21 protein-coding genes, 2 pseudogenes and 1 riboswitch are annotated in these 22,464 nt (G+C 36.3%); of the genes and pseudogenes, 16 read left to right on the top strand and 7 right to left on the bottom strand.

The genetic code is table 11. From position 1 onward, the window contains the following. Nucleotides 1-60: 60 nt before the first annotated feature. Together MKX31_RS13680 and MKX31_RS13675 are read left to right on the top strand one after the other, a co-directional pair. Nucleotides 61-2,370: an AAA domain-containing protein gene (locus MKX31_RS13680; protein WP_142289279.1), complete on the top strand. Its 2,310-nt coding sequence runs from the start codon at nucleotides 61-63 to the stop codon at nucleotides 2,368-2,370. A gap of 75 nt (nucleotides 2,371-2,445) precedes the next feature. Continuing rightward, nucleotides 2,446-2,547: riboswitch (SAM riboswitch) on the top strand. An 88-nt stretch (nucleotides 2,548-2,635) separates the two neighbouring features. Next, nucleotides 2,636-3,841, top strand: a complete 1,206-nt coding sequence (locus MKX31_RS13675) for a M20 family metallopeptidase (RefSeq protein ID WP_149174076.1) — start codon at nucleotides 2,636-2,638, stop codon at nucleotides 3,839-3,841. 118 nt (nucleotides 3,842-3,959) lie between these two features. Here MKX31_RS13675 and MKX31_RS13670 read toward each other — a convergent pair whose 3' ends face one another. Further along, a complete protein-coding gene (locus tag MKX31_RS13670) occupies nucleotides 3,960-4,400 on the bottom strand; it encodes an Lrp/AsnC family transcriptional regulator (protein ID WP_340980981.1) in 441 nt (146 codons plus the stop codon). A gap of 166 nt (nucleotides 4,401-4,566) precedes the next feature. Between MKX31_RS13670 and MKX31_RS13665 the strand changes: the two genes are divergently transcribed. The 7 genes from MKX31_RS13665 (at nucleotide 4,567) to MKX31_RS13635 (ending at nucleotide 10,087) form a co-directional block, all read left to right on the top strand. Beyond that, nucleotides 4,567-5,331 (top strand): SDR family oxidoreductase, encoded by a 765-nt coding sequence (locus tag MKX31_RS13665; protein WP_340980980.1) that lies wholly within the window; start codon nucleotides 4,567-4,569, stop codon nucleotides 5,329-5,331. Between the two features lie 146 nt (nucleotides 5,332-5,477). Continuing rightward, complete coding sequence (locus MKX31_RS13660) at nucleotides 5,478-5,987, top strand: DinB family protein (RefSeq protein ID WP_098273938.1); 510 nt, start codon at nucleotides 5,478-5,480, stop codon at nucleotides 5,985-5,987. A gap of 520 nt (nucleotides 5,988-6,507) precedes the next feature. Further along, entirely contained in the window at nucleotides 6,508-6,813 is a 306-nt protein-coding gene (arsR, locus tag MKX31_RS13655) for an arsenical resistance operon transcriptional regulator ArsR (protein WP_000046014.1), read from the top strand. Nucleotides 6,814-6,873: 60 nt separating this feature from the next. Beyond that, nucleotides 6,874-7,311: an ArsI/CadI family heavy metal resistance metalloenzyme gene (locus MKX31_RS13650; protein ID WP_340980979.1), complete on the top strand. Its 438-nt coding sequence runs from the start codon at nucleotides 6,874-6,876 to the stop codon at nucleotides 7,309-7,311. An 18-nt stretch (nucleotides 7,312-7,329) separates the two neighbouring features. Then, nucleotides 7,330-8,370 (top strand): ACR3 family arsenite efflux transporter, encoded by a 1,041-nt coding sequence (arsB, locus tag MKX31_RS13645; protein ID WP_340980978.1) that lies wholly within the window; start codon nucleotides 7,330-7,332, stop codon nucleotides 8,368-8,370. A gap of 25 nt (nucleotides 8,371-8,395) precedes the next feature. Continuing rightward, nucleotides 8,396-8,800 carry an arsenate reductase (thioredoxin) gene (arsC, locus tag MKX31_RS13640; RefSeq protein ID WP_098111989.1) on the top strand — a complete coding sequence of 135 codons (405 nt, stop codon included), beginning with the start codon at nucleotides 8,396-8,398 and terminating at the stop codon, nucleotides 8,798-8,800. 273 nt (nucleotides 8,801-9,073) lie between these two features. Next, on the top strand, nucleotides 9,074-10,087 hold the full coding sequence (locus MKX31_RS13635) for a phosphotransferase enzyme family protein (protein ID WP_340980977.1): 1,014 nt from the start codon (nucleotides 9,074-9,076) through the stop codon (nucleotides 10,085-10,087). A gap of 38 nt (nucleotides 10,088-10,125) precedes the next feature. Here MKX31_RS13635 and MKX31_RS13630 read toward each other — a convergent pair whose 3' ends face one another. After that, nucleotides 10,126-10,260, bottom strand: a complete 135-nt coding sequence (locus MKX31_RS13630) for an IS3 family transposase (protein ID WP_081257319.1) — start codon at nucleotides 10,258-10,260, stop codon at nucleotides 10,126-10,128. A gap of 63 nt (nucleotides 10,261-10,323) precedes the next feature. On the opposite strand from MKX31_RS13630, the pseudogene MKX31_RS29295 reads away from it, so the two are divergent. The 5 genes and pseudogenes from MKX31_RS29295 to MKX31_RS13610 all read left to right on the top strand — a co-directional run. Next, nucleotides 10,324-10,430 (top strand): annotated as a pseudogene (locus tag MKX31_RS29295) (amidohydrolase); the annotation flags it as partial. 122 nt (nucleotides 10,431-10,552) lie between these two features. Next, the gene (locus MKX31_RS13625) at nucleotides 10,553-11,812 is read left to right on the top strand and encodes an MDR family MFS transporter (RefSeq protein WP_222655276.1); all 1,260 of its coding nucleotides are present in this window, start codon (nucleotides 10,553-10,555) and stop codon (nucleotides 11,810-11,812) included. 368 nt (nucleotides 11,813-12,180) lie between these two features. Next, nucleotides 12,181-13,191 carry a LacI family DNA-binding transcriptional regulator gene (locus MKX31_RS13620; RefSeq protein ID WP_340980976.1) on the top strand — a complete coding sequence of 337 codons (1,011 nt, stop codon included), beginning with the start codon at nucleotides 12,181-12,183 and terminating at the stop codon, nucleotides 13,189-13,191. A 77-nt stretch (nucleotides 13,192-13,268) separates the two neighbouring features. Further along, nucleotides 13,269-14,837: pseudogene (locus MKX31_RS13615) on the top strand (NPCBM/NEW2 domain-containing protein); the annotation flags it as partial. Nucleotides 14,838-15,041: 204 nt separating this feature from the next. After that, complete coding sequence (locus tag MKX31_RS13610; protein WP_088046745.1) at nucleotides 15,042-15,647, top strand: DJ-1/PfpI family protein; 606 nt, start codon at nucleotides 15,042-15,044, stop codon at nucleotides 15,645-15,647. Nucleotides 15,648-15,906: 259 nt separating this feature from the next. Here MKX31_RS13610 and MKX31_RS13605 read toward each other — a convergent pair whose 3' ends face one another. Genes MKX31_RS13605 through MKX31_RS13585 form a run of 5 tightly spaced genes read right to left on the bottom strand, consistent with a single transcriptional unit; the run spans nucleotide 15,907 to nucleotide 20,513 of the window. Beyond that, complete coding sequence (locus MKX31_RS13605; RefSeq protein WP_088046746.1) at nucleotides 15,907-16,338, bottom strand: disulfide oxidoreductase; 432 nt, start codon at nucleotides 16,336-16,338, stop codon at nucleotides 15,907-15,909. Then, nucleotides 16,335-17,015, bottom strand: coding sequence for a DsbA family protein (locus MKX31_RS13600; protein WP_098112168.1), 681 nt, complete (start codon nucleotides 17,013-17,015; stop codon nucleotides 16,335-16,337). The genes MKX31_RS13605 and MKX31_RS13600 overlap by 4 nt, the downstream gene beginning before the upstream one ends. A gap of 51 nt (nucleotides 17,016-17,066) precedes the next feature. Next, nucleotides 17,067-17,651 carry an SCO family protein gene (locus tag MKX31_RS13595; protein ID WP_088046748.1) on the bottom strand — a complete coding sequence of 195 codons (585 nt, stop codon included), beginning with the start codon at nucleotides 17,649-17,651 and terminating at the stop codon, nucleotides 17,067-17,069. 59 nt (nucleotides 17,652-17,710) lie between these two features. After that, nucleotides 17,711-20,164 carry a heavy metal translocating P-type ATPase gene (locus MKX31_RS13590; protein WP_340980974.1) on the bottom strand — a complete coding sequence of 818 codons (2,454 nt, stop codon included), beginning with the start codon at nucleotides 20,162-20,164 and terminating at the stop codon, nucleotides 17,711-17,713. Then, nucleotides 20,154-20,513 carry an ArsR/SmtB family transcription factor gene (locus MKX31_RS13585; protein WP_098112166.1) on the bottom strand — a complete coding sequence of 120 codons (360 nt, stop codon included), beginning with the start codon at nucleotides 20,511-20,513 and terminating at the stop codon, nucleotides 20,154-20,156. Before MKX31_RS13585 ends, MKX31_RS13590 begins: the two co-directional genes overlap by 11 nt. 322 nt (nucleotides 20,514-20,835) lie before the next feature. Here MKX31_RS13585 and MKX31_RS13580 point away from each other — a divergent pair, with 322 nt between their 5' ends. Both MKX31_RS13580 and MKX31_RS13575 read left to right on the top strand, forming a co-directional pair. Further along, nucleotides 20,836-21,585 carry a metal ABC transporter ATP-binding protein gene (locus MKX31_RS13580; protein WP_064475759.1) on the top strand — a complete coding sequence of 250 codons (750 nt, stop codon included), beginning with the start codon at nucleotides 20,836-20,838 and terminating at the stop codon, nucleotides 21,583-21,585. Further along, nucleotides 21,582-22,448 carry a metal ABC transporter permease gene (locus tag MKX31_RS13575; protein WP_088046750.1) on the top strand — a complete coding sequence of 289 codons (867 nt, stop codon included), beginning with the start codon at nucleotides 21,582-21,584 and terminating at the stop codon, nucleotides 22,446-22,448. Before MKX31_RS13580 ends, MKX31_RS13575 begins: the two co-directional genes overlap by 4 nt. Nucleotides 22,449-22,464: the final 16 nt, after the last annotated feature.

Raw genomic sequence — 22,464 nt, 5'->3', positions numbered from 1 at the left:
AAAATAAGCAAGATAAAAACCTTACAAATTTTAGCTTGTTATATGGTATAGTGAGAAAGTATGTTTGGGGAGAAGGAAGGAGATTATACGATGAATACACCTACTCAAACTCCTTCATTATCGGCAACGATGAAAGAGTGGCATTATGCATTAGCGTATGAAATTAAACATTGGAAAACGATAGGTGGTAGTAAAATTTCTATTATGAACGGTCGTTTTTTATATACAGATTATGAAAGTACAGTATACGTATTTCAGCTTATTTCGGAAGTAAGCTTACCTGAAGGTTCACCAATTCGAATTGAGTTTGATGGTGAGGAAGCGACAGGAGAAGTATTATCTGTACATGGATTAGAAATAGAACTGAAATTAAATGATTATATACAAGGTGAAATACGAGAAGCTGTTTTATACAGTGAACCGTGGCAATTGTTAGAGCAACTACAAGAGCGATTGAAAGAGGCACATAAAGATAAGTTAAAACGTAATCGTATAAAGCGTCTTGTTGATGGGACGAGCAGTCCGAAACATATTGAGAAGATGAAAAATCCGAAAAATGAATTGGCGTATCGTTCGTTTTACAATCCGACAACGTACGTGTGGGGACCGCCTGGAACAGGGAAGTCTTACAATTTATCACGTATTATTTCGGCTCATTATCAAAAAGGAAAATCGGTACTTGTATTAGCTCATAGTAATGCGGCAGTAGACGTATTAATGAGCGAAGTAACGAAGCAAATTGAGAAGAAAAAGAAATGGACACCTGGCGAAATTGTTCGTTACGGTTATAGTCAACATGAACATATACGAAATCATGAAACATTACTTACGTCGAAGCTAGTTGAAACGACGAACGGATCTTGGGGAGAAGAAAGACTCTATTTAGAAGAGACACGACAAGATCTTCGTGAAAAGATTTTATCATATAAAGCGACTTCTGCTGATAAGAAGCGTATACAAGAGATTGAAAATGATCTTCGAAAGCAAAAAGCGAAAATTAAAGAAGTAGAAAAAGAATACATTGAAAACGCGAAAGTAATCGGCGCAACTTTATCGAAATGTGCCATTGATTCACTTATTTATGAGCGTACATTTGATTTAGTTGTCGTAGATGAAGTGAGTATGGCATATGTTCCGCAAATTGCATTAGCTGCTTCACTTGGAAAACGTATTGTCGTTTGTGGTGACTTTTTACAGTTACCTCCAATCGCGATGGCGAACCATGAACTCGTTCGAAAATGGCTCGGGGAAGATATGTTTTACCATGCCGGGATTGTTGAGTCTGTCAATAAATCAGAAGCACATCCGAACCTCTTTATGCTGCAGGAACAAAGACGTATGCATGCGGATATATCGAAGTTTACAAATTCATTTATTTATAAAAATAGAGTATATGATCATCCGTCTGTTTCAGAGCGTAAAGAACTTGCACAGCTACAACCGTTCGCAAATGAGGCAAGTGTTTTATTTGATACGAGCTTAATGGGAGCCTTTTCGTTAAAAGACGCTGCTTCAGGTTCTCGTTTTAACATTATGTCTGGTTTAGTAGCGATGCAAATGATGTTAATTGGACTGTTAGATGGTGTTCAATCGATCGGTGTTGTTACACCTTACAGGGCACAATCCCGCTTTTTATCAACGTGTATTAGAGAAATGTTGCAGAGAACGAAATATCAAAACATACCAGTTTTAGCAGCAACGGTTCATAAGTTTCAAGGTTCTGAAAGAGATATGATGATATTTGATACGGTGGATAGTTATCCGCAAGAACGACCTGGTGTGTTATTCTTTGACCATAAAAACCATCGCCTCGTCAATGTAGCCGTAACGAGAGCGAGAGGGAAGTTCATTCAATTATCAGATTGCCATTATATGCGTAAAAACCTTTCGAGAAAACAAGCGTTATCACAATTAACGGCTCATATAGAACGTCACGGAGATGTGTATGATCGTACGACATCAAGACAATTGTGGGAACGAAAAATTTCGAAACGTTTACGCTGGTTTATGGAAATGAATCTTGAAGAACCAAAAGGGCTATTGAAAGATATTTTAGCTGCAAAACGAAAAATTATTATTTCACTTCCAAGCACAAAACAAGTGGATAAGCGAGTATGGCAAGCGTTAATGCGTACAAATGCGCAAATAACGGTGTATAGTGATGGACCAGTTCCATTGAAAAATGTAAAGTTACAAAGGCAAAACAAAGCATTCCCGTTTATCGTAATCGATGATGAAATCTTTTGGGCAGGGGCACCGCTCACATCTCAAATGATGTTTGAAGGTAGTACGGAATTTCCGTACGTATGTGCAAGACTGCAAGCACCAGAAACAATTGGTGTGTTAAAAGGGTTTTTAGATATTCGGTAAATTCGGATAGGAATTCCTTGACTTTTGCCTGGAATGAACTTAGAATGAAAATAATTTAATACAATTTTATGAAAATTCTTATCACGAGAGGTTGAGGGACTGGCCCTATGACACCTCGGCAGCGGATTCTTTATGAATACTGTGCCAATTCCAGCAAGGTAACTTGAAAGATAAGAAAGAAGCTCATTTTGACTGTATATACAGAAGCCTCTTTCTATCTTTTAGAAAGAGGCTTTTTTACGTGAAAATAAAAGGAGGAAGAAAAATGGGAGCGACAGGAGTAACGTCACAAAGAAAAACAATTGAAGAGAGTATAGAAAGAAATAAGGAAAAGTACATAGAAACAAGTCATAATATTCATGCGAATCCGGAGATTGGTAACCAAGAATTTTACGCATCAAGAACGTTAAGTTTGTTGTTAGGAAGCGCAGGATTTCAGTTGCAGCACAATATAGCTGGGCATGAAACAGGATTTATCGCGCGAAAAAGTTCAGGGAAACAAGGACCAGTCATCGCATTTTTAGCTGAGTATGACGCTTTACCAGGACTCGGTCATGCATGTGGTCACAATTTAATTGGCACAATTAGCGTTGCAGCAGCGATCGCGTTATCAGAAACGCTTGAGGAAATCGGCGGAGAAGTTGTCGTGTTTGGTACTCCGGCTGAAGAAGGAGGGCCAAACGGTAGTGCGAAAGCGAGTTATGTAAAAGCGGGGTTATTTAAAGATATTGATGCGGCACTTATGATTCATCCGAGCGGAAAGACAGCGCCAACGAGCCCTTCACTAGCAGTCGATCCACTTGATTTTCATTTTTACGGAAAAACAGCGCATGCCGCAGCTTCACCGGAAGAAGGTATTAACGCATTAGATGCAATTATTCAGCTGTATAACAGCATCAACGCACTTCGCCAACAACTTCCGTCAGATGTGAAAATTCATGGTGTTATTACTGAAGGCGGAAAAGCACCTAACATTATTCCTGACTACGCCGCAGCAAGGTTCTTCATCCGCGCAGCAACGCGAAAAAGATGTGCGGAAGTAACAGAGAAAGTAAGAAATATCGCAGAGGGAGCAGCATTAGCAACAGGCACAAAAGTGAAAATTCATCAATTCCAAAATGAAATCGATGAACTACTCGTAACAAAAACATTTAATGACGTCGTAGCCGAAGAACTAGAATTACAAGGTGAAGACGTAAATCGGAAAGAAAGATTTGGCATCGGCTCAACAGACGCAGGAAACGTAAGCCAAGTCGTACCGACCATTCACCCGTACATTAAAATCGGCCCAGATGACTTAATTGCACATACGAATGAATTTAGAGAAGCAGCCCGTTCAGAACTTGGAGATAAAGCGCTAGTTACATCGGCAAAAGCACTAGCAAATACAGCATATCGATTAATTACGGAAGAAGGGCTGTTAGAGAAGGTGAAGGAAGAGTTTAGAGAGGCGCAGAGGAATCAGGGATAGGTGAGAAGGAGAAGTATCTCAGTAGGAAATTGAATGGAAAAGAACCAGCCTATGGCTGGTTTTATTATATAAGAATTTTTTCACATAAACTCGGTATCTTTATCTTAGTATCCTCTTATCAGAAAGACAATTTCTCCTCAAACTCACTCTTTAAAACAATTAAAGGAGACGATAATCCAAATTGCATTAAAGAGTCTAAAAATGCAGCGAGGGAATCCATCGAATCGCTCATGACCTTCATCATATAATTAAACTCCCCGCTAATTCGATATAAATCAGTTACTTCGGGAGCGGCATTACAAAATTGGATGAAATCAGAGCATTGACTCGTTTTAAACATGATGAATGCTTGAATGTTCTTATTAATTTTAGAAGGCTCAAATTTTGTTCGGTATGCAGCTATAATGCCTTGATCTTCAAGTTTGTTAATGCGTTCTTTTACAGCGGGCTGCGTCATGGATATAATACGTCCTATTTCTGAAACAGAAATTCTCGCATTTTCATGCAACAAGTTCATAATTTTATGGTCAATTTCATCTAGTTTTACTTCGTTTTTCATTGAATAGCCCCCTTTTTTATTTTCTAAAGTAAATCGTAAATTATAACTATAATATCATAAGTGAAGGAACTAAATTACCTATAAATCTATATTTAAAATTATTAGTATTTGCTTAAAAATATAAGTATAGGATTTAGTAAACGAAAATGTAGGAAGGGTGGAAAAAATGAAGAATCTTGATGGGAAAGTAGCGTTAGTAACAGGGGCGAGTCGCGGTATTGGTCGTGCGATTGCGATGAGATTGGCAAACGACGGTGCATTAGTTGCAGTTCACTACGGCCGAAATAAAACAGCTGCAGATGAAACAATTAGTGAGATTGAATCTAATGGAGGAAAGGCATTCTTAATTGAAGCAGATTTCAATTCAATTGATGGTGTCAAAAAGATAGTAGAACAATTGAAGAATGAATTACAAATAAGAGTTGGTACATCAGAGATTGATATTTTAGTAAACAATGCAGGGATAGGTACACAAGGAACAATTGAAAATACGACAGAAGAAGTTTTTGATGAAATTATGTCTGTAAATATTAAAGCACCGTTCTTCTTAATTCAGCAAACATTACCGTTATTACGAGCGGAGGGGCGAGTTATTAACATTTCATCAGCTGAAGTAAGACTTGGTTTTGCAGGGTCCATTGCATACGGTTTAAGTAAAGGTGCACTAAATACGATGACACTTCCTCTAGCTAAACATCTTGGAGAAAGAGGTATAACAGTGAATACAATTATGCCTGGATATACGAAGACAGATATAAATGCGAAATTGCTAGATAATCCGGAAATACGAAATTTTGCTACGAATTCATCTGTGTTCGGACGAATAGGGCAAGTTGAAGATATTGCAGATGTAGTAGCATTCCTTGCTTCTTCTGATAGCCGCTGGGTAACAGGGCAAATTTTAGATGTTTCTGGAGGATTTTGTTTATAGGGGCACTACTTCATACCCATCAAGCTAATCAAGTAAATAGTTGCTTATCCTCAATTATTAGAAGGAAAGCTCTATCATTTCGAGAATTTATTAGACATAGACGAGTGCTATAATTTTCTATATCTACATATAAGAGGTGACTACGCATGAATCAAAGACCGTCAGAAGAAGAATACGCCGGGAACTCCGGCGAATATATCCGTTTGGTACCGGACGGTAACATCATCGATATTCTGCTCGCCCAGGAAAAGCAAATGACCGAGCTCCTGGCATCGTTGACCGAAAGCCAGTACGCGTATCGGTATGCTGAGGGAAAATGGACGCTGAAAGAAGTCGTGGGCCACATTGCAGACTCGGAACGCGTCATGACCTACCGTCTGCTCCGGTTCGCAAGAGGGGATCAGACGCCTCTGACTGGTTTCGATCAGGAATTGTTCATGCCTCCTTTTGGAAGCTGGACAACCGCGCAATTGGCCGAAGACTACCGGGCCGTACGGCAATCAACGATCACATTGCTACGCGGGCTACCGGCTGAGGCGTGGACCCGCAAGGGCACAGCCAACAACCTAAGCATTACGGCGCGCGCCCTCGCGTACGGCATCGCAGGACACGAACTTCATCACATGGGGGTCATCCGAAATCGGTACTTGAGTTAATCGTCCGCTGAGGCCTTTGGAATGGAACTAACACTTAGATACCGTTCTTATTGGGGTCCCGTCCCACAACCATCAACTTAAGGATTTAGACTATTTTTGAAATTAAAAGCACATTATTATTCTCTTATGTTAATGAGAAAGGGTGACGTGCTTTTTATGAATATGCACGAAAAACAAGAGTTATCTTTATTTGCCGAAGAGTTATATCGATTTTTTCATTTGGGGGTATTTGTTTTTCTTAGCTTGATGTTGATGGGGCACTACTCTATAATGGTCAAATTAAAATTTAAAACAGTTATAGAGACTCCATTCCTCCGAAATATTGTAACTATTAAGTTGTAAAAAGAACCATAGTTTTTCATTTTTGAAAAGACTATGGTCTTTTTTAATTGTAACAAAGATATGATGCGAGGAAGTTTTTTTATAAATCAAAAAAACTTGATGAATTAGTTGCATAATAAATTAATCAGCGTATATACTATAAATATCAAAAAAAGTTGATGAAGGGAAGTGAACTACAGTGGCACAAGATTTTCAGCTCTATGAGAAAAAATTTAAAGCGTTGGCTGATCAGAAGCGGTTAGAGATTATGTATGAACTTTGTCAGCGAGGCCAGACTTGTGTGTGTGATCTAACAGAGATTTTTGAAATGACGCAATCTAAGTTGTCATATCATTTAAAGATTTTATTAGATGCAGGTTTAATTGTAAAAGAAACAAAAGGTACGTGGAGTTATTATGATTTAAATGATGCGGAAGTAAATAATTTATTATCAGAAGAATTGTGCTGTATATTTAGAAAAACAGGCAAAGGTAGCTGTTGTTAAAATTATATGTTATTAATCAAAAAAAATTGATTAATAACATATAAAGAGGAGGAATAAGCTATGAGATATGTTCACGTTGGTATAAATGTTACGAATTTAGAGAAGTCTATCGAATTTTACGAAAAGGTATTTGGTGTGTCACCAGTTAAGGTGAAAGTAGATTATGCAAAATTTTTATTAGAGACGCCAGGACTTAACTTCACGCTGAACGTAAGAGATGAAGTTAAGGGAAATCAGGTAAATCATTTCGGTTTCCAAGTGGATACTGCTGAAGAAATTACATTACATAAAGAAAGATTAGAAAAAGAAGGTTTCTTTGCGCGTGATGAGATGGATACGACTTGTTGCTATGCAGTTCAAGATAAGTTTTGGGTAACAGATCCTGATGGGAACGAGTGGGAATTCTTTTATACAAAAGCACATAGTGATGTTCATAAAATTGAAGATTCATCTTTTTGCACGACTTCTAACGTAGTAGAAAAAAATTCTTGTTGTTAATAGGAGATGGAAAATAAAATGAAACGGTTATCTTTTCTAGATCGATATTTAACACTATGGATTTTTCTAGCTATGGCTGTAGGGATTGGTTTAGGGTTTGTGTTTCCTAGTGTGGTAGACGGACTAAATACATTACAAGTTGGAACAACGTCTATCCCGCTCGCTGTCGGTTTAATTGTCATGATGTATCCACCATTAGCGAAAGTTCGTTACGAGGAAATGGGCCGAGTATTTAAAGACGTAAAAGTATTGGTTTTATCTTTAGTACAAAACTGGATTATTGGGCCTGTACTTATGTTTGTTTTAGCAATTATTTTTCTTCCTGATAAGCCAGAATACATGGTCGGACTCATTATGATTGGTTTAGCACGCTGCATTGCAATGGTGATTGTTTGGAACGACCTTGCAGATGGGGATAAAGAGTATGCGGCAGGTTTAGTGGCTTTTAACTCCGTATTCCAAATGTTATTTTTCTCCGTTTATGCATACGTGTTTGTAACAGTCATTCCAGAATGGTTAGGGATTGAAGGGGCTATTGTCGATATTACAATGGTAGAAGTAGCGAAATCAGTATTTATCTATTTAGGAATTCCTTTTATAGCAGGTATGTTGACACGTTTTGTACTCGTTAAGTTAAAAGGAAGACAGTGGTATGAAAAGGTGTTTATACCGAAGATTGGTCCACTTACATTACTTGCATTACTATTTACAATCATTGTTATGTTCTCTTTAAAAGGGGAAATGATTGTTAGCGTACCATTAGATGTAGTAAGAATAGCGATTCCGTTATTAATCTATTTTATTGTGATGTTTTTTGTTTCTTTCTTTATGGGAAGAAAAATTGGTGCAAACTATCCGGTGACTACAACGTTAGCATTTACAGCAGGTAGTAATAACTTTGAGTTAGCGATTGCTGTAGCAGTGGGTGTGTTTGGTATTCATTCAGGCGCAGCATTTGCAGCTGTTATCGGACCATTAGTGGAAGTACCTGTAATGATTGCACTTGTAAATGTCGCTTTTGGGTTTAAGCGTAAATATTTTAATGATCAACCAGTATAATTTAAAAACAAAGGCGGAAAACAACATGGAAAACAAAAAGACAATTTATTTTTTATGCACAGGAAATTCATGCCGAAGCCAAATAGCAGAAGCATGGGGCAAACAATATGTAGGAGATAAGTGGAATGTATATTCTGCAGGAATCGAAGCACACGGAGTAAATCCAAATGCTATTAAAGCGATGAAAGAAGTAAATATCGACATAACGAATCAAACATCGGATATAATTGATACAAACATTTTAAATAGTGCGGATTTAGTTGTTACCCTTTGTAGTCATGCGGATTCGGTTTGTCCTTCGACACCTCCGCACGTAAATCGTGTTCACTGGGGATTTGATGACCCGGCAGGAAAAGAGTGGTCTGAATTTCAACGTGTTCGCGATGAAATTGGAAAACGTATAAAGAGATTTTCTGAAACAGGGGAGTAAATAAAGGAAAGAGCCAATCTTCTATCGTATAGGGGATTGGTTCTTTTTCTATACATGGTCACTACTGCATTGGTTTACAACAACTATCTCAACGAATGTAGAATGTTATGTAAGAATGATATAGTTAGAATAGTAGTCCGACTCTATTAAATTTACATATATAATACTATTGATAATTAATGATGAATAGAATTTTGGTTTTTAGAGTAATCGAGATAGTAATCATAAAAAATAGTATGTAATAATAATTTTTTCATATGAAAGGAAAAAAGGATGAAACAAATAATAAAAGACATATTAATAAATTATTTTAAAGAAATTCATTCACTACTAGTTGAAGAAGAATTACATAAGAATAGTTGGCATACAGATCTACACTATAAAATCATGGTGAATGGGAATCGGTATTCCGCACGGTTTATAAATAGCGACCGAACAATCAATCCAGCTTTTGGGACGTTATCAAATGAAGAATTGAAAGAGCAAGTACGGTTTACGTATTATTTACGAGAGCATGGAATTCCGTTTATGCAGATTAAGGAGAATATGGCGGGGGATTGCTTTACATTACTCACTTGGAATGACGAACAGTACCGGTTTGTATTGTCTACTTGGAGTGAAGGGGAGCATGTTACTTATTGTACAGAAACGATGGCAGAGGTTTTTGGAAAGGAAGCAAGAAAGATACATGATATTTCTAGTACGTTTCAAAGCTCGACTTTTCAAAAGAAATCTCATTTAGATGGATATGGTGAGTTTATAAAGTTGTTAGAAAATAAAGGTGGTACATGCAAGGAATTGCAGAGGTATATGGATTTAGCTAAGTATCATATAGAATGCGCACATACGAGTGATTTGGAGTTTATAGTACAAACAGATTTAAATCCTTTAAATGTCCTATGGGATACAAATCAATGTGTAAAAGGAATTATAGATTTTGAATCGATTGGATATGTAGATCGCGTTGAAGGATTAGCCTTTTTAATAAAATGGTATTCCCGGATAGAAGGAATACAGTCGCATAAAGTATGTTCGGAAGTTGCTAGAGCATTTTTAGAAGGGTATGGAGCTAATAACATTTTAACTTCAAATGATTATAAAAGACTTTCTTCATTGCTATGGTTATCCGGCAGTTTAAATTGGAACTTTGTTAAAAAGAAGATGAGTCTAGTAGATGACGAGAGTGAATTAGTAGAACATTTGAGAGTTTATAAAATAAGGGGAGAAAATCTATCTGTATTAGTAAGTAGAGGAAGAGTCAATTCTGAACAGCCCCCTGTCAAGTAGACAAGGGAACTAATAAAACCCCCTAAGCGGCTTTAGTTCTATATTCCATGGGGATGAGGCCGTTTAGTTGTTTTTGGAATGTCGTAATTATAAAACTGAATGTACTCGTCTATTGCTTGATTTAGTTCCTCAAACGTATCGTATTTATGTAAGTAATATTTCTCGCACTTAATAGTTCCTTAAAAGACTTCATTGGCCCATTATCATATGCCTGTTTTTATCTATCCGGGTTTGATAACCAAGAGTTTTACGCATTAAGAACGTTGAGTTTATTGGTAGGAGTGCTAGTTTCCAACTGCAGCACAATATAGCGGGACATGAAACAGGTTTTCTCGCGCGCAAAGTTTAGATTCCTATATTAATTTGTAAAATAAATTCCCTTTATGTTATTATATTTTCCTTGGATTAAAAGTTTATAAAATGTATAGTAAATATTTTACAAGTTAAAATAGGGGATGTATTACGTTGAAATGGTTATCATGGGATAGAAATTTAAAAACTAGGTTAATTGGCGAGACTCTTTTCAATACATTATTTTGGATGTATTTTCCTTTTATGGCCATATATTATAGTGATGCTTTTGGTAAAACAATTGGCGGAATTTTAATGGCAATTATACCTCTTGTGGGCATAATAGGTAATTTATTAGGTGGATATTTAGCGGATCGCTTAGGACGCCGCCCTGTCATGCTATTAGGCACAATCATACAGGTAGCAATGTTTGGAGTTTTTGCTTTATCTCATTCACATTGGATTAATTATTTAGCCTATATTGGTATTGGGATTAGCGGGGCAATCTACAGTCCAGCAAGTTCTGCAATGATAGCTGATATAGTACCAGAAAAGGATAGAAGGGTCGTCTTTGCCACTTTTGTTACAGCCAATAATATCGGTGCTGTATTTGGACCGGTGTTAGGTTCATTTTTCTTCTTTCATTATCGAAGTGAATTGTTATGGACTTGTACAATTGTTATATTTATTTATTTTATAGCAATCTATTTCATAATTAGAGAAACGTTTCCAGAAGCTTCTAAAAATGATGGGGACAACAATCCAATATCAAAAATCTTTAAAGAACAATGGAATAATTATACGAAAATCTTTAGTGATAAAATTTTCGCTCTTTATATAGTTGCTGGAATATTCATTATGATAGCTTTCATGCAACTCGATCTTTACCTTGCGTTATATGTAAAAGAATTTGTACCAACACAATCTCTTTTCTCATGGAGTACTGGTTCATTCTCTCTAAGTAATACTGAAATTTTCGGATGGATGATGGGGTTGAATGGGATTCTATTTGTTTTATGTTCTCTACCTGTTGCAAAATACTTTGAGAGTTGGAGCGACCGAAACGTTTTAATTATCTCTAATGTTTTATTTGGAACGGGTATGTTTTTAATAGGACTCACAACGAATATATGGCTATTGTTCGGGTTTATGGCAATATTAACAATTGGTGAATTGATCCGTTCACCAGTTGTACATAGTTTTGTCAGTAAATATGCACCTGAAAATGCTAGAGGACAATATATGGCAGCATCCAATTTACAATTTACCATTGGGCGCTTTATTGCACCCATTATGATTGTATTTTCTACATGGTTATCTCCAATTGTTGTGTTTGGCATTATATTACTTTGTGCCCTTGTTAGTGCGGTTTTCTATGTAAAAGTATTTCGAATGATTTCAAATACAAACATGCATAATTCTAAAAAATTGTGATGTTATTGTCAATTAGGTGATAAGAGGAGAAAATCTATCTGTATTAGTAAGTAGAGAAAGAGCCAACTCACACGAGTAGGCTCTTTCTTTTTATGTACTACGAATCTTCGTAATAGTACGATGCTGCGGCATTCCTCCCATAAAATATAAGCCTAAAAAACGCCCATGTAATCATAAAAAAATGACCCCATTCACACTTTACGGGTTATCTGATGTATAGTTGTATTTTTTTAAAAAGCGTTGAAATATTTTGAAAATTAAATCATTCCATCCATGTAAACTACTAAGTAATCGTTTACATGGATGGAATAAAGCTTTAAACGAAACTGAAGTAAACGATTTCTTGAAAACTTAGAAAGAGTGATGAAATGGCTAAGTCTACAATTAAAGATGTTGCAATGGAAGCGAATGTGTCTACAGCTACAGTATCTCGGGTGTTAAATGCAAGTGGATTTGTAAGTGACGACATTAAAAATCGTGTTTATTTAGCTGTGAAAAAACTTAATTATCAACCGAATGCGATTGCTAGAAGTTTAAAGCAAGATAAAACATACACGATTGGTGTTGTGATTCCTGATATCACAAACCAATATTACATGACGATTTCAAAGGCGATTGAAGATATTGTACAGCAAAAGGGGTATAACCTTATTTTTTGTAGTAGTCATGAAAATCCTAAAAAAGAGGATAAATTGTTGCAACTACTAGTGGAGCAACAGGTAGATGCGATTGTGTTGGCGACTGCTGGAGGTTGTGAAGAAAGAGTAAGAAGTATTCATCAAGCCGGTGTACCAATTGTTTTAGTTGATCGGACTGTTGAGATTGGAGATTCAAAATTAGATTCGGTTATAGAAAGTAATTTTGAAAGTGCTTATACATTAACGAGCTATCTTTTAAAACAGGGGCATAAATCAATTGGTCTTGTGAATGGATTGTTGAACGTAAGTACAGGTAAAGAGCGTTATGAAGGATTTCAAAAAGCTTTGGAGGAGTTTGGTATTCAGGAAGATGAAAACTATACGTTTAATAGCACTTTCACTAGAGAGGGTGGAATGAAAGCAGTTGATTATTTTCTTAATTTTACTGAGAAACCGTCAGCTATTCTAACCTTGAACAATGAAATGGCATTCGGTGTTCTTCTTGAATTAACGAGGAGAGGATACTCAGTACCAGAGGACATAGTGATCGCTTCATTTGGTGATGTGGAAGCAGCACAATTATTACGAGCACCTGGGATTATATCAGTAGCTCACAAACCATATGAAATGGGAGAAAGAGTAGGTGATATTTTACTAAAGCGTTTAAACAATGAAGAAGGTCCTTTTAATGAAATATTTACACCGAAATTACTAATAGATGCACAAAGTGTAAGTATTTAAAACGATTAGAAATAATGATTTTCGTTCAGATAAAAATCGGAAGGGGGATAGAAATGCTAAAAGGAATACCGAAAATAGTTACTCTAAACCATCGTGGTGATGAGGGAACAGGCTGGAGTAAAGCGAATAAAATTAACTTATGGGCACGTTTGTTAGATGGTGACCATGCTTATAAAATTTTGCAAGGGCAGCTTACAGGAAGTACGCTCAGCAACTTATTTGATACGCATCCACCGTTTCAAATTGATGGAAACTTTGGTGCGACATCGGGAATTGCTGAAATGTTAATTCAAAGCCATACCGACTCCATTCAACTATTGCCTGCACTTCCGAAAGCTTGGAAGGACGGTTCTTATAAAGGACTAAGAGCACGCGGTGCATTTACAATTAATGCGGACTGGAAAAATGGTGTTCCTACAGTTATTCAGGTGACTTCTGATCATGGAAACGATGTAAATTTAAAAAGTCCAATGTTCAATACACCATTTACTTTAACAAGAGTTGGCACGAATACATCAGTGCCATTTACGAAGGATGGCGATACGATTTTCTTTAAAACGGAACAAGGTAAATCTTATAAAATTGAGTCTATGCTTAGTTTCGATTTAGAATCTACGAACAGTGTAACTGCAGGAAATACAGTGAAGGTAAAAGCTCATTTATCAAACTTTGGTACATTGAAATCTTCTTCTGGAGAAGTGGTTGTAAAGGCTCCTGAGAGCTGGAATGTGAAACCGATTCAAGTAGCTTTTGAAGGTATTGAACCAGGAGGATCTAAAACAATTGAGGCGGATTTACCTGTTCCTATCGATATAGCCGCTAACAATTACGCCATTGAAGCGGAAGTAAACACAGATAGTGGGACGGTTAGTAAATCGAATCAAATAGAAGTAACTCCAGCAGTAAAGCTCATTTCGGCAAAAGTAGAACAAAATCCAATTAGCGCTGAAGGTGGTTCTACTACATTAAAAGTAAAGGTTCAAAATGAAATAAAGGAAAAAGTGACGCCTGGCAAAATTGAGTTGCAATTACCAGACGGCTGGAATTCACAGCCATCAACAACGGACTTTCAATTACCGGCAGGAGGAGAGGAAACATATTCGTTTGTTATCACTCCACCAACTCAGTTTAAAGGAATAAAAGAAATTGGTGTCTCCGTAAAATTGGGGAATTCGGTCGTGACTTCAACGAAAGTGCAAGTTGCTTCTGGTGGTATTTATCTTAGTGATATTCCATGGGTAAAAGCAACTGCTGGATGGGCAACAGTTCAAAAAGATAAAAGTACTGACGGAAACCCAATTTCATTACTCGGAACGACAGGCCCGGTTATGTATAAAAAATGGATCGGAACGCATGCAAAATCAGAAGTTACCTATGATATATCAAATGCAACGTACAAACAATTTAATTCCTATGTAGGAATTGATCAAGAACCTGGCGGTAAAGGCGGTTCGGTCGTATTTAAAGTACTACTTGATGGAGTGGAAGTATTTAATAGCGGCACAATGTATTATAATACCCCGGCCAAATTTGTTGATGTTGATCTTACAGGTAAGAAAGAATTAAAACTAGTAGTTGACGATGCAGGTAACGGTAATGGAAATGATCATGCGGACTGGGGAGATGCTTGGTTGAGTTATAAATAAAGATAGGCTAACAAATCTAAAAAAAAACGCTATTCTTTCTGTAGAATAGCGTTTTTGTATGTCTACTTTTATATTTGATGCATTTTACTTATTTGTTATAGGAATTTAAAACTTCTTATCTAAAATATTATATAAAGTTATATTTTCTGCCTATAGCTCGTAAATAACCGATAAAGTGATTTTTAACGATGAGGTGTTCGAAAAATGAAAATACAAATTGTATTGTTTGACGGTTTCGGAGAACTTGTCTCCTTTGCACCTTTTGAAGTACTGAAAAGAGCGATAGAAGAAGGGGCTCCATTTACGGTTGAACTCGTATCAAGTGAACGAAAACAAGAAATTACTACTTCGTTTGGAGTTACGATTAAACTACATGATTTTTTACGAATGGATAATCGTCCAGATTTGTTAATTGTACCTGGTGGTGGCTGGAATCATAAAGCTAAACACGGGGCGCGAAAGCAAGCTGAGCTTGGTACTTTGACTAAAATAATTAGAGAGATGCACAATGAAGGAACGATTGTTGCTGGAGTTTGTACTGGAGGTATGTTACTAGCTGCATCCGGTATATTGAATGATAAAAAGGCAACAATGCATCATTTGGCGCAGAGTGAAATTCCTACATATGGGGCAGAATTTCTTCCTTACAGAATTGTGGATCAAGGCGATAGTATTACCGCAAGAGGAGTTACTTCAGGGCTTGATTTAGGACTTTGGATCACGGAGAGATTTGCAAGTCCTAAAATTGCGGCTGCTGTTGAATATAGAATGGAATACGAGAGGCGAGGGGTTGTTAGTAGGGAGTCATAATAAAAATAATACGTCATGTAAATCTAAAATATTTATGGAAATGGCAAGTCCTAATCCAGTTATCGTGTATGAGTAAATGGTAGCCATATGTGGATTCACTTATCAAGGACCTAAAATATAAAAAAAGCAGGAGATCACGAGTGATTTCCTGCTTTTTTCGTCTATAAAACTATTGTTCTTACAGTCGGGGTTTTCATTATACTCACAGTAACAAGGAATGCGATTTAAAAGCTCGATTTCTTTTTCTACCATTACCATATTAATTCGATCTCGTTAACAACATAAACAAAGTAATGAAAGAAAAAGCAATTAACGCTAAGAAGGGGATCGTTATAAAACCTAACCAATTAATATAATCGACATTACAAGGGACACCTTGCACGCACGGGTTAATCTCTGAAACGCCAGGGATTTTTTGTATTGCATAGTGATAAAGTGAAATACTCCCGCCGATAATAGAAATTGTTAATACATATTTTTTTATGTTTTTTTCATTACAGAACGTTGCAATGCCTAAAATAATACAGAGCGGATACATCATAATTCGTTGGTACCAACACAATTCACACGGTATGAACCCAAGAATCTCACTGAAAAATAGACTACCTAGTGTCGCTATCATTGATACAATCCATGCAAAATATAAAGTGTAATTACGCCATTCAAAATGCGTATTTGTTGTACTCATCATTTCTTGTCCTTTAATGCTTTTTCAATTAAATTTTTGATTTGTTCATAATCATAAGGGTCAGACAACATCGTTCCATTTATGACAATGCTCGGTGTTTGTTCTACACCGTAATCTTGCGTTAGTTTTTCATCTTTATTTACTTCTTCTTGCGCTGTTTGTTTTTTCAAATCTTCTTCAAGTTGAACAGTATTAATACTTGGTGTATATGTTTTCGCAATTTCTAATAGTTTTTCAGGAGTAATCCATGGATCATCGTGATTTGCTGGCTGTGCGTTAAATAATTCTTTATGGAAGCTCCAATATGCTTGTGGGTCTTGTTTATAAACAGATTCAGCAGCTAAAGCAGACAATTTAGATTCTGTTCCGTGGAATAAAACATTTACATATGAAAATTTAACTTTTCCTGTATCGATATAGTCTTTTTGAAGCTGAGGGAAGATACGCTCACCCCATGCTTTACAAGCAGGACACTTAAAGTCGCCAAACTCAATAATAGAGACTGGTGCATCTTCTTTTCCTAAAGTAGGTTGTTTGCCGATAGGGGGTAAATCTTTTATTACTTTATTTGTCGCAACTTTATCTTCTTTATTTAAAACGACGAAAGCTGTAACAGCAACGAAAATGATTAATGTGGCAATGAATAATAATTTGATGTGAGAGTTTTGCTTTTTTTTCATATAAACACCTCGGATTTTTTAGTTAATAGAAACATAATAAGTAGTTTTTAGTTAACGTATTTTTTTAATATCACGGATCATATCTTCATATGGCGTGTTTTGAATACCTGAATACTTCTTCACAACTTTCCCGTCTTTATCTACAAGATAAAAGCTTGTACCATGTATAACTTGTGTATTGTTTTCTGGTTTCGTTACAAGTGTTTGGAAGTTATTTTTTGCAAACTTTTCAATTTCTGGTCGTGTATACCCTGTTAAAAAATGAGTTCGCTTCGCATCCATTTCATATACTTTCATAAACTCTGTTATTTTTTCAGGTGTGTCCACTTCAGGATCTACACTAAACGATACAAACTCTACATCTTTAATACCTTCTTTTTGCAACATGTTTTGAAGTTTTTCCATATTAGCTGTCATAGGAGGGCAAACGGTTTCACAACTTGTAAAAATAAAATCGGCTACCCAAACTTTATCCTTCAATTCAGATGAACCAAACTTTTTTCCATTTTGATCTGTAAAAGTAAACTTTTCTACATCCCAATTGAGTGAATCTCTTAATTTACTATCACTACATGCTCCTAAAATCGTAATGATAGAAATAAGTATGAGTAATGTAATGACACGCATTTTTTTCATATGTACATCCTTTCAAAATTTATTTAAGGTACGGAGCTACTAGGTAGCCCCGCATCTTATTATTTGTTTCGTAATAAACGCATACTGTTTAGGATTACAATAAGCGCAGCGCCTGTATCACTTAGTACAGCCATCCAAAGAGTAAGCCAGCCTGGGAAGATAAAGGCAAGGGCAATAAATTTAATAATCAATGAGAACCATATATTTTGTTTAATAATGTACAATGCTTTCCGGCTAAGTTTCATCGTAAACGGAAGTTTTTCAAGATTATCTGCCATTAATACAATATCTGCGGTTTCCATTGCTGTATCAGTTCCAGCACCGCCCATAGCAATTCCTAGATTTGCAGTAGCGAGGGCGGGGGCATCATTAATACCATCTCCAATCATAGCTACTGTTTTTCCTTCAGATTGAAGTTGTTTTACAGCATGCACTTTATCTTCTGGAAGTAAGTTAGCAAAATAACGATCTACTTTTGCTTTCTGTGCAATATGTTCAGCTGTTCCTTCATTGTCTCCTGTTAACATAACAGTTTCCTGAATACCTGCTTGTTTTAATTCTTGAATCGTTTCATAAGTCGTAGAGCGAATGGAATCTGCTACTGAAATCATTCCTAAAATCACTTTGTTCGTTCCAACAAGTATTACGGTTTGACCAATTCTTTGCATTTCTTCGATTGGTTCGTTCCACATTTGAAGTGAAACACCAAAATCTTCATATAATACTTTATTTCCAGCGTAATAGGTCTTGCCATCTATCGTGACCTGTGCACCTTTTCCTACAATGGCGCGGAAATCTGTTCCGCTTTGAAGAGAAGTTTGATGTTCTTTCACATATGTTGTAATGGCTTTTGCAATGGGATGATTAGAATATTCTTCAATTGTTGCGGCAATGGATAGTAATTCATCTTCCGTACAATCTAAGCTTCGCACATGCATTACTTTTGGTTTTCCTTCAGTCAATGTACCTGTTTTATCAAATGCAATAGCATTTAATGCACCTGCAATTTCTAGTGCAGTACCACCTTTAATGAGTACACCGTTTCTTGCGGCATTTCCTATTGCAGATACGATTGCAACAGGAGTTGAGATAACTAAAGCACAAGGACACGCAACAACAAGAAGTTCTAACCCTTTATAAATCCATTCCATCCATTCACCCATACCAAGAAGGGGAGGGATGATCATGACACCGATTGCTAATACAAAAACGATAGGTGTATAGATTTTTGCGAAACGCTCCACAAATGCTTCTGTCGGTGCTTTCTTTTCCTGGGCTTCCTCTACAAGGTGGATAATTCGAGATAACGTAGTATCCTCAACGAGTTTAGTTACTGTAATCTCAAGTGAACCTTCCTCATTAATCGTCCCCGCATATACGGAATCACCAATTTGTTTATCAATTGGGATAGATTCACCAGTTATCGGAGCTTGGTTTACAGTAGAAGTGCCGCCTGTAACTGTGCCGTCTAATGGGATCTTTTCACCAGGTTTTACAACAATTGTTGTATGCACTGCAATATCATCTACAGATTTTTTTATAAGTTCAGTTCCAACTTTTATCCAAGCTTCTGACGGTGCTAAATCAATTAATCCGCGAATAGATTCTCGTGTACGTTCAATTGATTTATTTTGCAAAGTTGCACCTAATGCAAATAGCCAAACAACGGTTGCACCTTCTAGCCATTGACCAATTAATGCAGCACCAATTGCAGCTGATATCATAAGAACATTCATATCAAGTGATTTACTTCTAATTGCATAAAAGGCGCTTTTAGCAGGTTTATAACCACCGATACCGATACTCGCCGCATAGAGAAGTGTAATAAGAAGAGGTGATATGTTTGTAAAACTTCCTCCAAACCCTAAAGCTAAAAATAATCCTGAAAGAATTAAAGTTGTATTTTTAGCTTTTTGAACAGGAGCGGACCCTCTGCGGGCTCCTGCTAAGGAAGCCCCAAACCCTGCATTAGACACTTCTTTTATAATGTCATCCACATCGCGGTCATGACGAATATGCATTTTTCCAGTAGCAAAGTTTACTCGAACTTCTTCTACGCCTGAAACATTTTGTAGATGTTTTTCGATTGTTAAGGCACATGCCCCGCAATCCATTCCGTCCACTACGTATGTTTGTACACTGTCTCCTACTATTTTCTGAGTAGCACGAGGAGGAGATGCATCTTCGCATGAGTTGTCACTACAGCAAGAAGACTTTGATGTCGTTTGTTCTTTTTCTAGAGCTAATTCAGATGAACAGCAGGAAGAACTATTTTCTGTTTTTATAGAATCATTGTTACTACTGCAACAAGAGGTTTCCTTCGTGATAGGAACAACTGGAATCTCTTTATTAGAGGAGCAACATGATGAAGGTTCTTTTGGAATCTCTTCTTTTATAGTTTTGTTTTCAGTACTACAACAAGAAGTTTTCTTAGCAATAGAAACAACTGGAATCTCTTTTTTTGAAGAACAACATGACGAAGTTTGTTTTTCCTTCTCGTTCTTATTTGTCATGACAGTTTTCTCCTTTTTGAGATAAACAAGCATCGTTTTTATCACATGATGCTACTTCATTTTGTACTTCATGAAAAACGACATCAAACATAGTGAGTAACTGTTCAATTTGCTTATTGCGTAAGGAATAGTGGACGTATTTTCCTTCCTGTCTACCTAGGATGATTCCGCATCCTTTTAAACAGTTTAAGTGCTGAGATATATTTGACTGATTTCCTTGCGTGATTTCCACAATTTCAGATACTGTTTTTTCACCATCCATCATACATTGAAGAATTTGTAATCTTGTTTTATCAGCAAAGCCACGGATGAACTTGGCTTTTACATCTGAATCATTTGTGTTGCACAATTGTATCCTCTCCATTCGTATTAGTAATTACTAATATGTTATTCTTTATTCATATTAGCATTGACTAATATGTGTGTCAAAATGAATTGAGAAAAGTTTGATATTTTTGTTTTTTAGAGGCAAGTTTTCACAATATATTCATAAAGTAATAAAAAGAAGTTTACAAATTTGCATCTAGATTATATAATTTGACTCATATAAAAAAGTTTCCTTAAGGAAACTTTGGTGTGAATTTACATTCGCATTATATTTTTTTGTTTGAAAGTTTCCTTAGTGCAAAATAATTATATAGATGAAAAAAAGAAAGGGGAATGCACAAAAAATGGATGAGGCTATAATTGTCAAAGATTTGTTTGTATCTTATCAAGGGAATCAAGTAGTTCAAAATGTTTCCTTCGATATTGAAAAAGGGAAGCTCGTTGGAATTATTGGTCCAAACGGTGCGGGGAAATCTACTTTAATGAAAGCTGTTTTAGATCTAATTCCAAGTGATAAGGGATATGTTCAAGTCCTTGGAGAGGATATTCGAAGTGCTAGAAAGCATGTTGCTTATGTACCACAAAGAAGTGATATAGATTGGGATTTCCCGATTACAGTTTTAGATGTGGTACTAATCGGAACGTATCCATCTTTAGGGATGATGAAAAGACCGAAGCAAGAGCATCGAGATTGGGCTTTTGAATGTCTAAAAAAAGTCGGTATGGAGGAATTTAAAAATCGTCAAATTGGTGAGCTTTCAGGTGGACAACAACAACGGGTCTTTTTAGCGAGAGCATTAGCACAAAAGGCAGAAATATTTTTCCTAGATGAACCATTTGTAGGAATTGATGTAACAAGTGAAGAGACAATTATTAAAATCCTTAGAGAATTACGCAAAGAAGGGAAAACAATTGTCGTAGTACATCACGATTTAAGTAAAGCAGAATCGTATTTTGATAAATTGCTATTATTGAATAAGAGCTTAATTCATTACGGAGAAGTAAGGCAAGTACTAGAACCAACTGTTATGTCAAAAGCGTATGTAAATCACGGCATATTGTTTAATAATGCAGCGGAGGTACATTCATCATGAAGATTATAGAATTTATAGATGCATTAATGCAGTACGGTTTTCTGCAGAAGGCGTTATTAACTTCCGTGATGGTAGGAGTGATTTGCGGCGTAATTGGCTGTTTTATTATTTTACGAGGTATGGCTTTAATGGGGGATGCCATTTCACATGCTGTTCTTCCAGGGGTAGCACTTTCTTATATGATCGGTATGAACTATTTTATAGGAGCCGTTTTAACAGGAGTTATTACTGCAGTCGGAATTGGGTTTGTAAGTCAAAATAGTCGAATTAAACATGATATGGCGATAGGGATTATGTTTACATCTGTTTTCGCTGTAGGGATTATTTTAATTACCTTTATGAAGAGTAGTTCGGATTTGTATCATATTTTATTTGGGAATGTTCTATCAGTTCGTTCTTCTGATATGTGGATGACACTTATTATTGGAGTTGTCATTATTGGTCTTGTGATTTTGTTTTATAAAGAACTACTCGTATCTACTTTTGATCCAACGATGGCGCAAAGTTATGGGTTGCCAAATAAGTGGATTCATTACGGCTTAATGATTCTTCTTACAATGGTTACAGTTGCTTCACTTCAAACTGTAGGAATTATTCTAGTTGTCGCTATGCTTATTACACCGGCGGCTACAGCGTATTTATTAACAAACCGTTTATGGGTCATGATTTATTTAGCGGCAGGTATTGGTGCACTTTCATCTGTAGTAGGGCTATATTTTAGTTTCTCTTATAATCTTGCTTCAGGTGCAACGATTGTTCTTGTTGCAACATTCTTATTCGCATTGGCATTCTTTTTCTCACCGTCACAAGGTTTGTTTTGGAGAGTTATCAAAATTAGAAAAAATAGAGCAGAGTTGTCATAATTGATTGGAGGATAAA

Source organism: Bacillus sp. FSL M8-0063, from assembly GCF_038005545.1.
Lineage (GTDB): Bacteria > Bacillota > Bacilli > Bacillales > Bacillaceae_G > Bacillus_A > Bacillus_A wiedmannii.
Note: the sequence above shows the minus strand (reverse complement) of the source record. Positions and strands in the feature narration are given on the sequence as shown.

Bases quoted from the DNA above. Each gene is read 5' to 3' on its own strand.
- MKX31_RS13650 (WP_340980979.1), top strand. From the start codon at position 6,874: ATGAGATATGTTCACGTTGGTATAAATGTTACGAATTTAGAGAAGTCT.
- MKX31_RS13610 (WP_088046745.1), top strand. From the start codon at position 15,042: ATGAAAATACAAATTGTATTGTTTGACGGTTTCGGAGAACTTGTCTCC.
- MKX31_RS13590 (WP_340980974.1), bottom strand. From the start codon at position 20,164: ATGACAAATAAGAACGAGAAGGAAAAACAAACTTCGTCATGTTGTTCT.
- MKX31_RS13580 (WP_064475759.1), top strand. From the start codon at position 20,836: ATGGATGAGGCTATAATTGTCAAAGATTTGTTTGTATCTTATCAAGGG.
- MKX31_RS13660 (WP_098273938.1), top strand. From the start codon at position 5,478: ATGAATCAAAGACCGTCAGAAGAAGAATACGCCGGGAACTCCGGCGAA.
- arsB (WP_340980978.1), top strand. From the start codon at position 7,330: ATGAAACGGTTATCTTTTCTAGATCGATATTTAACACTATGGATTTTT.
- MKX31_RS13665 (WP_340980980.1), top strand. From the start codon at position 4,567: ATGAAGAATCTTGATGGGAAAGTAGCGTTAGTAACAGGGGCGAGTCGC.
- MKX31_RS13600 (WP_098112168.1), bottom strand. From the start codon at position 17,015: ATGAAAAAAAAGCAAAACTCTCACATCAAATTATTATTCATTGCCACA.
- MKX31_RS13680 (WP_142289279.1), top strand. From the start codon at position 61: ATGTTTGGGGAGAAGGAAGGAGATTATACGATGAATACACCTACTCAA.
- MKX31_RS13595 (WP_088046748.1), bottom strand. From the start codon at position 17,651: ATGAAAAAAATGCGTGTCATTACATTACTCATACTTATTTCTATCATT.
- MKX31_RS13670 (WP_340980981.1), bottom strand. From the start codon at position 4,400: ATGAAAAACGAAGTAAAACTAGATGAAATTGACCATAAAATTATGAAC.
- MKX31_RS13635 (WP_340980977.1), top strand. From the start codon at position 9,074: ATGAAACAAATAATAAAAGACATATTAATAAATTATTTTAAAGAAATT.
- MKX31_RS13575 (WP_088046750.1), top strand. From the start codon at position 21,582: ATGAAGATTATAGAATTTATAGATGCATTAATGCAGTACGGTTTTCTG.
- MKX31_RS13675 (WP_149174076.1), top strand. From the start codon at position 2,636: ATGGGAGCGACAGGAGTAACGTCACAAAGAAAAACAATTGAAGAGAGT.
- MKX31_RS13620 (WP_340980976.1), top strand. From the start codon at position 12,181: ATGGCTAAGTCTACAATTAAAGATGTTGCAATGGAAGCGAATGTGTCT.
- arsC (WP_098111989.1), top strand. From the start codon at position 8,396: ATGGAAAACAAAAAGACAATTTATTTTTTATGCACAGGAAATTCATGC.
- MKX31_RS13605 (WP_088046746.1), bottom strand. From the start codon at position 16,338: ATGATGAGTACAACAAATACGCATTTTGAATGGCGTAATTACACTTTA.